Source organism: uncultured Tyzzerella sp., from assembly GCF_963558545.1.
Classification (GTDB): domain Bacteria; phylum Bacillota; class Clostridia; order Lachnospirales; family CAG-274; genus Tyzzerella.
In genome coordinates this window covers 40,843-54,443 of the sequence record NZ_CAUWHO010000011.1, presented here as the reverse complement: position 1 = coordinate 54,443, position 13,601 = coordinate 40,843, and the positions used below count along the sequence as shown (strand labels likewise).

Sequence of the window (13,601 nt, the reverse complement as noted above, 5' to 3'; positions counted from 1 at the left end):
CTTATAAATAATAGCATTTATAAAACATATATATTGTTCATTTAAGTTATTATCTATTTTTATCAATTTTTTATAATCTTTTATAGCTTCTTCTAATTGTAACCATTTTTCAGATTTTATTAAATAATCTATATAATTTTTACATCTTATTAATGATTTATCATTTTCACTTGAAATTATTTCCCATTTATTACTATTCTTTCCTAGTTTAGAAATTAAAGTATCAAATACTATTTTACTAGGTTCTCTTTCTCCAGATTCAAATCTTGATAATGTTGTTATGGAGCAAATTCCTCTACTTAACTCTTTTTGATTAATCCCTAATTCCTTTCTTAAATTATACAACAGTGTACCTAAATTTTTTGACATTTAAAACACCTCTATCTTGATATTCTATAATTATTATTCTATGTATTCTAGTGTATCAAAATAAATCTGATATAACAAGTATGCAATTTATATCAAAATGGTAAGTCTTAATCCTAGCTTAGTTGTAAATATGGTGTCTATTTTTGTGGTATTGCTAAATGTATAAAGCAATTTTCTCTGTTAAAATTTATGGTGCTACTATTATTTATGCTAAACAAATTCATAAATTACAAAAGGGTAATGCTCTTCTTGAAGAGGAGAATTTAATATAAAAAAGCTATTGCCATATTCACGCTTTCCTCAAACAAAAGATTAGATGCTGTACATACCCTTCGTTTTCATAATTCTATTAAAACTTTATATAGAATTTTAAATATTAATCGTATCACTTATTACAAACATTTTAAAATATAATATAAATTTCATACATTTGTATATTTTATAATATTAAAATAAAGCCACCTATTTAATGGGTGACTTTACATAATATAAATTATAATATTTTAACACACTTTTTTAAGTATTAATAATTTTTGCCCTGGATAAATTAAATCGGGATTTTCTATATCATTAAGCTCTACTATATCATCTACTGTTGTATTAAATTTTTTAGCTAAATCCCAAAGAGTATCACCAGATTGTACAACATAAATAATCATACTAGCAATACTATTTAAAAATTCTTCATCTATTTCTTCAAATATAACATCTGTAATAAAAGCCACTTCTTTTTCTTTTAAAACGCAAGTATCAAAGTTAATAGCACATCTAATTTCTACATCTTTATCAGACATCATATTAACTCCTATATGTTCAATATAAGAATTAATATCTACTTTAGCCATTTGTGGATTAGTACCTTTAGCATCTATAGCTTGTCTATAAGGTATAATAGTATTAAAACAATGAATAGGATATTCATCATTATTAGTAATGTAAAGTATTTTACAATCTAAAATCCCCTCTGCAATTATTTTATCTTCTAAAATTTCTACGTTGTCTAAAATAGGTTTACCAGAAACTTTTAAAACTTGTAAAATTGGTGGACAATCTTCATCTAATTTTACAACTTCTTTAATTGATGCTTGATTTTTATTTTTGCAAACAAGCATAGGATAGCTCTGTATATTTTTTTCTATATTAATTTTTTTATCAAGAGCATAGGCATCTTCTAAAATATTCATTTCATTTTCATAGCTAACTTTAATATTACAACCAATATAAATATCCATACCTATTAATCTAGGCTCTCCATCTACATCTTCTAAAATTTGAATATTTTTCTCTTGTATATCTAAATATACATCGCCTATCATATCATCAGTAGCACCATCTATTTCTATAGACCCATTAAAAGGTATATCTTGTTCAAAATATGTAATAATACTATCTTCTTCGTCACTTTTATAAAGAACACAAGCTCTAATATCTCCAGATATGTTTATTTTTTCTAACTGAGTTCTAACATCTTTATTAATAATATTAAAATTTATATCTAATATTTCTCTTATATTAGGTCTACCGCTAGATATTTCTATATCATCTTTTATATTAAAACGGTCAAATTTTGTACAAGCAACTTTATTTACGTTTATATTAGTTACTTTCATTTGATTTTCATCAAGTCCATCTATTGTAGTTACAGCCTCTATGTTTTCTTTAGCCAAAACTTCAGATGTAACATCTAAAATAGCCCTAAAGCTTACTTTTCTATCATTTATAAGTTTATAATCTAAGTTTGTAATATTACAAGTAGTAAAGACAGTCATATCTTTGTCTATGCCTTCCATATTTATAAAATCATTAATAGGATATGTAGATTGCATATTGTATATAGGTTTGTTATCCCCTTTTGCAATAAATAAAACATTTATATCTAAATTACCTTTAAAAGTAATTCTATCATTTACTATATCTTTACTATCTATATATGCAGAACCATTAGCCTCTAATACTACGTCTATATCTGGCTTTGTATCAGGTACAATAATATCTCCTTCTATCAAAACTTGACTAGTTTCTTTTCCTATTTTTTTATCTATTGTAATATCTTTTTTCAAAATTTCCATAAAAAAAGACCTCCCATATATTCTATTTTTATAAAAATATATGTAAAAAGGTCTTTTTTTATAACTTTATTTTAAAAAGTTATTTTTATTTTTATCCTTATCTAATATAAAATGCCCTGTAGATGGTATATCTTTAGAACGATAATATTCTATATCATCAGATATAAAATCATCTTTTTCCAAAAAATAGGTAACTTTACTGTTTTTCTTAAGATTTAAAATATTAACCCCCATAGATGATTTTGTAGACTTTTCCTCTATTTTATCAGTATTTAAAAGAATAGCCTTGTCATTATCTCTAATTAAGATTATGTCTATATCATCTAAAATATACTTAATATTTATAAGTTTATATTTATCATTATAAGCATTTATTAGCTTTCTTCTGTTTACTTTTGTTTGATAAGCATCTAAAGGTACTTTAGCTATTTTACCATTTTCAAACACAAATAGCATATGTCCTTTATAGTCATTTGTTATAGTAAAATATATTATATTTTCATCATCTTCCATATTTAAAAGGTTAGGTAAATAATGCCCTATATTACTAACTTTAACCTCTGGTATATCATAAGCCTTTATTTTATACACATTAGCTTTATCAGAAAAAAATATTATTTCAGATTTATTAATAGCTTCTATTTCTTGTATGATAGTGTCCTCATCTTTTAGCTTATGCTCTCCAGAAGAACGTAAAGAAACTAAAGTAACTTTTTTAAAATAATTTTCTTTTGTTAAGAAAAATCTAGCTGTATAGTCTTCTATAAGCTCGTGTTCTTCTATTTCTTTTACTTCCTCGTGATATATTATTTCTGTTTTTCTAGGTTTACCATATTTTTTACCTATTTCTTTAAGCTCTGTACATATTATATCTTTAATAAGTTCTTCACTTTCATATATTTCTTCTAAAGCTTTCATATCTTTTTCTAATTGTTCACGCTCTTTTATACGGTTTAAAAGATATTCTTTATTAAGGTTTCTAAGCCTTATTTCTGCTATATATTCTGCTTGCTGTTCATCTATTTTAAATCCTTTTATAAGATTAGGTATAACCATACTGTCTTCTTCTGTATCTCTAATAATTCTAATAGCTTTATCTATATCTAATAATATTTTAGCAAGACCAGATAAAAGGTGGTGTTTATTTTTTTTCTTTTGTAAATCATAAGCCGTTTGCCTTTTTATACATTCTATCCTAAATTTAAGCCATTCTGTAAGGATTGGTTTTATACCTATAGTTTTAGGTACACCACCAACAAGTACATTAAAGTTACAACTAAAACTATCCATTAAAGTAGTCATAGAATATAACTTATGCATAAGTAGCTCTGGATTAGCGCTTTTTTTAATATCAATAGTTATTTTTAGTCCATTCTTATCTGTTTCATTTCTAACATCGTTTATTTCTTTAATTTTGTTACTTTTAACAAGGCTAATAATTTTATCAATAATAGCCTCTATAGTTGTAGTATAAGGTATTTCATAAATTTCTATAAGGCTATTTTTCTTATCAACCCTGTATTTTCCTCTAAGCTTAAAGCTACCTCTTCCTGTTTTATATATATTTTCTATTTCTTTTTCATTGTATATAAGCTCTCCACCACTAGAAAAATCTGGAGCCTTAAGATATTTTTTAATATCTACTTTCTCATTTTTAATAAATTTTATAGTAGCATCGCAAACTTCTTTAAGATTAAAGCTACATATAGAACTAGCCATACTAACTGCTATCCCTTGATTATTGGTAACTAATATATTAGGAAAAGTAGTAGGAAAAAGCACAGGTTCTTTCATAGTTCCATCATAATTATCTACAAAATCTACTGTATTTTTGTCTATATTTTTAAATATTTCTTGACATATACTATCTAACTTAACCTCTGTATATCTAGATGCTGCAAAAGCCATATCTCTAGAAAATTGTTTACCAAAATTTCCTTTAGAGTCTATAAACGGTGTAAGCAAAGAGTCATTACCTCTTGTTAATCTTACAAGGGTTTCATATATAGCCATATCTCCGTGAGGGTTAAGTTTCATTGTTTCTCCAACAACATTAGTAGACTTTCTTCTATTCCCTTTTAAAAGTCCCATTTGATACATAGTGTATAATAGCTTTCTATGAGAGGGCTTAAATCCATCTATTTCTGGTATAGCTCTAGAGATAATAACGCTCATAGCATATGGCATATAGTTTGTTTCTAATGTTTTTGTTATTGGTTGTTCTATATAATTATTCATAAAATCTCCTTTATATTATATATTTTAAACATCTGTAAGGTCTATATACTTATATCCATTTTGTTCTATATATTCTTTTCTGCCTTTTAAATTATCTCCAAGTAGCATTTCAAACATTTCTTTTGTTTTTTCTACATCTTCTGGTAAAACTTGTACAAGCTTTCTTGTTTTAGGGTTCATAGTAGTTTGCCACATCATTTCTGGCTCATTTTCCCCAAGCCCTTTAGAGCGTTGTATATGGTATTTACCATCTATTTTACCTATTATGTCTGCTTTTTCTTTTTCCGAATAAGCAAAAAATGTTTTTTTACCTGCCGTAATTTCATATAAAGGTGATTCTGCAATAAATACTTTCTTTTCTTCTATTAATGTAGGTACTAATCTATAAAGCATAGTTAAAATAAGTGTTCTTATTTGAAACCCATCTACATCTGCATCTGTACATATTATAATTTTATCCCATCTAAGTTGGCTTAAATCAAAACTATTAAGCTCTTTATTATGCTTAGTTTTTAGCTCAACGCCACACCCAAGTACTTTTAATAAATCTGTTATAATATCACTATTAAATATTTTATCATAATTAGCCTTTAAGCAATTAAGTATTTTCCCTCTTACAGGCATTATCCCTTGAAATTCTGCATCACGCCCTTGCATACAAGCACCAAGAGCAGAGTCCCCTTCCACTATATAAATTTCTCTTTTGTTAACATCTTTAGACCTACAATTAACAAACTTTTCTACTCTATTGTTCATATCTAATGAGCCTGTTAGTTTCTTTTTAATATTTATTCTAGTTTTTTCTGCTGTTTCTCTACTTCTTTTATTTATCAGCACTTGATTTGCTATTTTATCTGCATCTGCCTTATTTTCTATAAAATAAACTTCAAGGCGTTCTTTTAAAAAGTCTGTCATAGCATCTTGTATAAACTTATTTGTTATAGCTTTTTTTGTTTGATTTTCATAGCTTGTTTGTGTAGAAAAAGAATTTATAACCATAATCAAACTATCTTCCACATCAGAATAAACTATTTTCTTTTCATCTTTTTTATATAAATTATTAGCTTTTATATATTTATCAATAGCAAATACAAAAGCCGATTTTACAGCTTTATCTGGAGAACCACCATATTCTAAAAAGCTAGAGTTATGATAATATTCTACTAAGTTTATCTCATTATTAAAAGCAAATGCCATTTCAAATTTTAACTTATATTCTTCTTTATCTTCCCTGTCTTTACCTTTTGTTTCGTGGCTATAATAAACTGGTTCTGTAAAGTTTTTATCATTTGAAATTTCTTTTATATAATCTTTTACACCCTGTTCGTAGCAAAAATTAAATGTTTCGTTTGTTTGTTCATCATAAAGTTCAAATTTAAGCCCTGCATTTACAACACATTGTCTTTTTAATATTTCTTTAAAATAGTCTATTTCTATATTTATATCTGTAAAAACTTCTGTGTCTGGACGCCAATGTATTTTACTTCCTGTATGATTTAAATTAGTTTTTTCTTTTTTTAATCCTCCTACATTTTCGCCCTTTTCAAAATGTAGTGTATATTTAAACCCATCTCTTATTATTTCTACGTCCATATACTCTGAGCTATATTGTGTAGAGCAAAGCCCAAGCCCATTAAGCCCTAAACTAAATTCGTAGTTTTCTCCACTATTATTAAGATATTTACCACCTGCATATAGTTCACAAAATAAAAGTTCCCAGTTGTATCTATCTTCCTTAGAATTGTAATCTACTGGTATTCCTCTACCATTATCTTCTATACATATAGATTTATCTTTAAAATAAGATATTTTAATTAAACTACCAAATCCTTCTCTTGCCTCATCTATAGAATTTGATAATATTTCAAAAATAGAGTGTTTGCAACCTAAAATACCATCAGAGCCAAATATTACGGCTGGTCTTAGTCTTACTCTATCTGCACCTTTTAAAGATGTAATACTCTCATTACCATATTCAGATGTTTTTTTTATATTATTTTTTGCCATAAAGCTCCTACCTCTTTATATTTTTATTTTTATAAATAACAAAAAAATTACTCTGTTTTTTAGATTAACAAAAAATCATATTTATTGCAATAGTTTTATTGCAAATATAATTTAAATTTAATATAATTATATAAAATTATACTATATTTCATATTAATTATTATAAAATAGAAAGGAATTTTATGTATAAAGAATATTCAAAATATTTAAAAGAAAAATATGGAGAAAAGGTATATAAACTCCCTATATCATTAAAAGAAACTAATTGCCCTAATAGAGATGGCAATGTAGCCTTTGGAGGTTGCACCTATTGTGGAGATGAAGGCGTAGGCTTTGAAAACTTATCTGCTAATCTATCTGTTAAGGAGCAACTTTTAAAAAATAAAGAGCTTATAGAAAAAAAATATAAAGCAAAAAAATATATAGCATATTTTCAAAGTTATTCAAACACATATATACCATTGCCATTATTTAAAAAATATGTAAACGAAGCAATAATAGATGATATAGTAGATATTTCTATATCTACTAGGCCAGATTGTATAAGCACAGATTATTTAGATATTTTAAAAGATATAAAAAATAAATACAATATTGATATAACAATAGAGCTAGGCTTACAAACTGCCAACTATAAAACATTAAATAAAATAAATAGAGGACACACTTTAGCAGAATATATCCAGTCTGTAAATCTTATAAAATCTTATAAATTTAATGTATGCACACACGTTATATTAAATTTACCTTGGGATACAATAGAAGATACAATAGAAACGGCCAAAATTTTAAGTGTGTTAAATACAGATTTTGTTAAATTACACGCCCTATATATAGAAAAAAATACTCTCCTTGCAAATCAGTATTTAAACAAAGAATTTTCTATGTTACCCGTTGAAGACTATATAGAAAAAACTATTACATTTTTAGAATATCTATCCCCTAATATAGCTATACAAAGAATTATAGGAAGAGCTCCTGAAGAATTTACTCTATTTTCAAACTGGGGTATGAGCTGGTGGAAAATAAAAGATATGATAGAGCAAAAAATGATTAATGAAAACAGATTTCAAGGCAAACTTTTCAATTATTCTAGCAATAAAGCCCTTAAAAAGTTTGACTAATTCCTATTTACATAGTATATTTATATTATAAAATATTTGGAGGACTATTAATGAGATATATATCAGATTTAAAAATAGATGAAACAGTAGTGGAACACTATCTTTGCAAAAAAAAGCAAACTTTAAAATCTCGTTCTGGAAAAAACTACCTTTCTTTATTGCTTCAAGATAAAACAGGCACTATTAATGCAAAGGTTTGGGAGCTTAATAACAATATCCAAAGTTTTGAAGAAAACGACTTTATAAAAATAGATGCTAGTGTTTTATCATATCAAAACGAACCTCAGCTGACTATAAGAAAAATAAGACGTAGCCAAGAAGGTGAATATGACCCTATGGACTATATTCCTTCTACTGACAAAAATATAGAAGAGCTTTACCAAAAAATAGTAAACATTATATCTAGTTTACAAAATAATCATATAAAAACTTTATTAGAAAATATTTATATAAAAAATGACCAACTAAGAGAAAGGTTTAAGACACATTCTGCTGCTAAAAGTATGCACCATAACTATATGGGTGGACTTTTAGAGCATTGTTTATCTATATGTGAAATATGTAACTTTTTATCTAATCATTATGACTATGTAAATAGAGATTTACTAATAGCCTCTGCTCTTTTACACGATGTAGGCAAAATGTTTGAGCTTTCTCCTTTTCCAGATAACGACTACACAGATGACGGACAGCTTTTAGGACATATAATAATAGGTACAGAGCTTATAACAAAAGAATGTAGTAAAATACCAGACTTTCCTCATCAACTACAATCGCTTTTAAAACACAGTGTACTTTCTCACCACGGCGAATATGAATTTGGCTCTCCAAAAAGACCAAAAACTATTGAAGCATTTATCTTACATTGTGCAGATGAACTAGATGCAAAAATTAAAATGTACGAAGAAGCTATCTTTTCTGATAATACAACTGGCAACTGGGTTGGCTATCATAAAATGTTAGCTAGAAATCTTAGAAAGTCTAATTTTTAATGAATAATAGCAATGAAAAAATATCTGCTAGTGAGATAAATAAATATTGTTATTGTCAATATAGCTGGTACTACGAAAGGCTATATGGTAAAAAATATATTAGAGAAAGGTACAAAAAGCGAAACGAAGAATTGGGGTTTACATACAAAACAATAGATAACTTTAAAAAAGGTGTAAATTTTCACGATACTTTTCTTATTAAAAGAAAAATTAAACTAACAATTAAGTTTTTATTACTAACTATACTTACTATTTTATTATTATTGGGGCTTAAAATATGTGGTATATTATAATAATATTAATCTTTATATCTTTACTTTTAATAAGACCTAAGCCTATAAAAAAAAGCAAATCTAAAAGTTTAACACCTTTTGGTTATATCCTTTTTTATACAGACCAAAATACAAAAAACAAAAAACCTAATGTTATATACAAAAAGTTACTTTTTTCCGAAAAATATAATATACAAGGTAAACCAGATTTTGTGTACAAAAAATTTAATAAATGTTATGTAATAGAGCTTAAAAGTGGTAGCATAAAAGATGACCCTATGCCTCATACTGGAGATTTATTACAGCTTGTAGCATACTTCCTTATTATTGAAGATTTATATGGATATAAGGTAAAAAAAGGTAAACTTATATATAATGACTATTGTTTTGTTGTAAAAAATACAAGGTATCTAAGAAAATATCTTTTAAATGTTTTAGAAGATATGCGTTATATGTTAAAAACAGGTAAAGGAGAAGCTACTTGTAGTTTTTCCCATTGTAAATATTGTATGTGTAGACAAACTGTTTGTGATTTTTATGATAATCTTTAATACTTAAAAGGTGATTTTATGAATGAAACCAATAAAAATTTTGATAAAAAAAATATAGAACGAGTGTTAAATATAACAGATGAAAAAATTTTAGCTAAAGCTTTACAACAATATTTAAACTCAGATAAAATAGATAATAAAAAAGGTACTAAAAATGGAAATTAAAAAAAATGTTTATTTTGATATAGATATAATAGATATTGGCATAAATGGAGAAGGTATTGGAAAAATAGATAATTTTACTATATTTGTAGATGGAGCATTACCTAATGAAACTGTTCATATAAAAATTATTAAAGTCAAAAAAAACTATGGATATGGCAAAATTATAAATATAATAAAACCATCTCCTTATAGACAAAATCCACATTGTAAACATTTTGGCAAATGTGGTGGTTGTAATCTTCTTCATCTTTCTTATGATGAACAACTTAAAATAAAATCTAAATTTGTACAATCTAACCTAAAAAAAATTGCAAAAATAGATAATGTAAAAGTTCCTAAAGCTATTGGTATGGATATACCTTTTAATTATAGAAATAAGGCTAGCTTTCCTATAAATTTTACCGATAACGTTAATATAGGCTTTTATAAACCTCGTTCTCACAATATAATAAATATAGATAATTGCATAATACAAAATCCTATAAATAACGTTATTATACAAAAATTTAAAGATTTTATAAAAGAAAGTAATATTTCTATATATGATGAAAACACAGGTAAAGGTGATTTAAGACATATAGTAACTAGGGTAGGAAATAAAACAAACGAACTTTTAATATGTATTGTAGTAAATAATAATAAATTTTTATATAAAGATTTACTAATAGAAAATTTTAAAACTATACCTAATCTAGATAGCATTGTTATAAACTACAATACTATCAATAACAATGTTATTTTAGGCGATAAAACAGAAACCATTATGGGCAAAGGATATATTGTAGACTATATAAAAGACTTAAAATTTAATATATCCCCCCTATCCTTTTACCAAGTAAACCCTATTCAAACAGAAGTTTTATATGAAATAGCCTTAAACTTTTGCAATTTAACTGGTAATGAAATTGTATTTGATGCCTATTGTGGTATAGGCACTATATCTCTGTTTTTGGCTAAAAATTGCAAAAAAGTATATGGTATAGAAATTGTACCAGATGCTATTAAAAATGCTATATCTAATGCAGAGCTTAATAACATAAACAATGCAGAATTTTTTGTAGGAAAGTCTGAAGACGTTATACCAAAGCTAATATTTAAAGAAAATATATGTCCAGATGTTATAGTTGTAGACCCTCCAAGAAAGGGTTGTGATAAAATATTATTAGATGCAATATCTAAAACATCTATAAAAAAACTTGTATATGTATCTTGTGATAATGCTACTCTAGCTAGAGATATAGATTATTTATCTAATTTTGGCTTTAAACTAGCTAAAATACAACCTGTAGATATGTTTTGTATGACTACTCATATAGAATGTGTAGCATTAATAACTAGATAACATAAGAAAGGATAAATATGCTGTCATCTAAAATAAAATATACTTTTAAACAATTAGATATAAATTTCCCTATAGACTATACATCTAATTATTTAAATGTTTTAATGTGTGATAATATAACAAATTATAAAAATGGTCTTAAAAATAGCTTAAAATTATATAAATCTTTTAAATTTGATACTTTATTATTTAAAGTAGACTTTTTATATAAAAAAAATAATGATTTGGATTTAGAACAATCAATAAATATTTTAAATAGATTTATTAATATATGCAAGTTAAAAAAACCTGCTATTATGAAAAAATACCTCTATAATAACGAAGATAATATTTTAACAGAAACAATAGCTTTCTGCTGGGACTTATCTAATGAACGTATAAAAATAAAAAATCTTATTAAAGAAATTTTATTTTTAAATAATGCTGGATTTAATGAATTATCTTCATCAGTATTTTTTTTAGATACTAACAAGCATATATTATTTAATTTTTATGACGATAAAATAATAAAAATTTTATCTAATGATACTAAAAATACCAATAAAATTTGTAAAAAATTTAAAAATATTATTATAGAATAAAATTAGGAGAAATACTTTGGAAAGAGAAAAACTTAATGAAATAGAAAGAAGCATAATAAAAAAATTTAGAAAAACTATATGGCGTGGATTTATAAAAGGAGTCCAAAAATACGACCTTATAAAAGAAAACGACAAAATAGCTGTTTGTATATCTGGTGGTAAAGATTCTATGCTTTTAGCTAAGCTTATGCAAGAGCTACAAAAACACGGTAAGTTCCATTTCGATTTAAAATTTATAGTTATGAACCCAGGATATAGCCAAGAGAATCTTAATATGATTTTGCAAAATGCTAAAACTTTAAATATACCTATTAATGTTTTTGATACAGATATTTTTGATATAGTGGTAGATATAGAAGAAAACCCTTGTTACCTTTGTGCCAGAATGCGTCGTGGCCACTTATATAGTAAAGCTAAAGAGCTTGGTTGTAACAAAATAGCACTAGGACATCACTTCGATGATGTTATAGAAACAATACTTATGGGTATGATATATGGTGGACAAGTACAAACTATGATGCCAAAGCTTCATAGCCTTAATTTTGAAGGTATGGAGCTTATAAGACCTTTATATATGGTTAGAGAAGAAGATATTATAGCTTGGGCTAAATACCATAACTTAAACTTTTTAAGATGTGGTTGTAGGTTTACAGAAAATATAGCATACACAAACAGCGATGACAGCGGTTCTACACGCCAAAACATTAAAAATCTTATAAGAAAACTTAGACAAGATAACCCTAATATAGAAAAAAATATCTTTAATAGTGTAGAAAATGTAAATTTAAGTACAATTATTGGCTATCATAAAGATGGTACTTCCTACAACTTTTTAGATGATTATGATGAACGTAGTAAAAAAGAGAGCTTATAGCTCTTTTTTTTTATCTAAATGTCGAGCTATTTTTATATTTTAAGCCCAAAATATAGCAAATTTTTCTTTACTTTGTTTATATAATTTTATGTATAAAAGCTTTTGGGGGGATTTAATGCAAATAGAAATTTATGTAGACGTTTTATTTTTAATAAATTTTATTATGGTATATTTTATATTTTTCATAGTAAACAAACTTATTAAAAATAAAATTTCTTTAAAAAGAATTGCATTTGGTGCAATTTTTGCAACACTCCTTTATATATTAACCATTATTTTTATACCATATAATAAGTTTTTAAGCATTTTTGTAATATCACTTATTTTTATTTTATCTATTTTTATTAGCTTTAAGCCTAAAAATATTAAAGATTTTTTTAAATTATTTTTATTGGTAAATATAGTAGCATTTTGCGTTGGTGGAGGTAGTATAGCTATATTTTATTATACCAATTTTAACTATTTTTTAACCAATACTTTACATAATTTCCCATTAAAATTTTTAGTTTTATCTATTGTATGTACATACATAATTATTAAAGTTTTTTTAAACTGGTATAAAAGAATTTTTATAAAAAAACAAAGCTTTTACAATATTACTCTATATAAAAATGATACTAATGTAACATTAAATGCACTTTTAGATACTGGCAATAATTTAAAAGAACCTATAACAAAAAAACCTGTTATAATAGCAGAATTTGTTGCTATAAAGCCGATACTTCCAGAAAAATTAAAAGCTATTTTTTATGAAAAACAAGAAGATAATTTAAATAAACTACTAGAGCTAGGATACACATCTGACATACGTCTTATACCTTTTAAAAGCGTTGGTAAAGAAAATGGACTTTTAATTGGTACAAAAATAGATAAGCTAGAAATACATATAGAAAATAAAATTATATTAAAAGATGTTATTATTGCTATATCAAATTTTAACCTATCCAATGATAATTTTTATAATGCCCTTTTAAACCCTGAGCTAATATTTAACTAAATATAAAAATGGAGGTGGTG

13 protein-coding genes are annotated in these 13,601 nt (G+C 25.5%); 9 read left to right on the top strand and 4 right to left on the bottom strand.

Annotation, left to right across the window (positions count from 1 at the left end):
- The 4 genes from R5Z65_RS02930 to R5Z65_RS02915 form a co-directional block, all read right to left on the bottom strand.
- The coding region (locus R5Z65_RS02930; RefSeq protein WP_317366967.1) for a helix-turn-helix transcriptional regulator at positions 1 to 369 on the bottom strand (369 nt) is incomplete at its 3' end.
- Between the two features lie 503 nt (positions 370 to 872).
- Complete coding sequence (locus tag R5Z65_RS02925; RefSeq protein ID WP_317366966.1) at positions 873 to 2,438, bottom strand: SPOCS domain-containing protein; 1,566 nt, start codon at positions 2,436 to 2,438, stop codon at positions 873 to 875.
- 66 nt (positions 2,439 to 2,504) lie between these two features.
- The gene (locus R5Z65_RS02920; protein ID WP_317366965.1) at positions 2,505 to 4,676 is read right to left on the bottom strand and encodes a DNA topoisomerase (ATP-hydrolyzing) subunit A; all 2,172 of its coding nucleotides are present in this window, start codon (positions 4,674 to 4,676) and stop codon (positions 2,505 to 2,507) included.
- 24 nt (positions 4,677 to 4,700) lie between these two features.
- Positions 4,701 to 6,683, bottom strand: a complete 1,983-nt coding sequence (locus R5Z65_RS02915) for a toprim domain-containing protein (protein WP_317366964.1) — start codon at positions 6,681 to 6,683, stop codon at positions 4,701 to 4,703.
- A gap of 182 nt (positions 6,684 to 6,865) precedes the next feature.
- On the opposite strand from R5Z65_RS02915, the gene R5Z65_RS02910 reads away from it, so the two are divergent.
- The 9 genes from R5Z65_RS02910 to R5Z65_RS02870 all read left to right on the top strand — a co-directional run bounded on the left by R5Z65_RS02910 (position 6,866) and on the right by R5Z65_RS02870 (position 13,581).
- On the top strand, positions 6,866 to 7,807 hold the full coding sequence (locus R5Z65_RS02910; protein WP_317366963.1) for a TIGR01212 family radical SAM protein: 942 nt from the start codon (positions 6,866 to 6,868) through the stop codon (positions 7,805 to 7,807).
- 50 nt (positions 7,808 to 7,857) lie between these two features.
- Positions 7,858 to 8,799 carry an HD domain-containing protein gene (locus tag R5Z65_RS02905; protein ID WP_317366962.1) on the top strand — a complete coding sequence of 314 codons (942 nt, stop codon included), beginning with the start codon at positions 7,858 to 7,860 and terminating at the stop codon, positions 8,797 to 8,799.
- A complete protein-coding gene (locus R5Z65_RS02900) occupies positions 8,799 to 9,092 on the top strand; it encodes a hypothetical protein (protein ID WP_317366961.1) in 294 nt (97 codons plus the stop codon). Before R5Z65_RS02905 ends, R5Z65_RS02900 begins: the two co-directional genes overlap by 1 nt.
- Entirely contained in the window at positions 9,077 to 9,622 is a 546-nt protein-coding gene (gene cas4 / locus R5Z65_RS02895; RefSeq protein ID WP_317366960.1) for a CRISPR-associated protein Cas4, read from the top strand. The genes R5Z65_RS02900 and cas4 overlap by 16 nt, the downstream gene beginning before the upstream one ends.
- Before the next feature lie 18 nt (positions 9,623 to 9,640).
- The gene (locus tag R5Z65_RS02890; protein ID WP_317366959.1) at positions 9,641 to 9,787 is read left to right on the top strand and encodes a hypothetical protein; all 147 of its coding nucleotides are present in this window, start codon (positions 9,641 to 9,643) and stop codon (positions 9,785 to 9,787) included.
- The gene (gene rlmD / locus R5Z65_RS02885; RefSeq protein ID WP_317366958.1) at positions 9,777 to 11,129 is read left to right on the top strand and encodes a 23S rRNA (uracil(1939)-C(5))-methyltransferase RlmD; all 1,353 of its coding nucleotides are present in this window, start codon (positions 9,777 to 9,779) and stop codon (positions 11,127 to 11,129) included. Before R5Z65_RS02890 ends, rlmD begins: the two co-directional genes overlap by 11 nt.
- Before the next feature lie 17 nt (positions 11,130 to 11,146).
- A complete protein-coding gene (locus R5Z65_RS02880) occupies positions 11,147 to 11,710 on the top strand; it encodes a hypothetical protein (RefSeq protein ID WP_317366957.1) in 564 nt (187 codons plus the stop codon).
- A gap of 16 nt (positions 11,711 to 11,726) precedes the next feature.
- Positions 11,727 to 12,584, top strand: coding sequence for an ATP-binding protein (locus R5Z65_RS02875; protein ID WP_317366956.1), 858 nt, complete (start codon positions 11,727 to 11,729; stop codon positions 12,582 to 12,584).
- Between the two features lie 115 nt (positions 12,585 to 12,699).
- Complete coding sequence (locus tag R5Z65_RS02870; protein ID WP_317366955.1) at positions 12,700 to 13,581, top strand: sigma-E processing peptidase SpoIIGA; 882 nt, start codon at positions 12,700 to 12,702, stop codon at positions 13,579 to 13,581.
- The last annotated feature ends 20 nt before the right edge of the window (positions 13,582 to 13,601 follow it).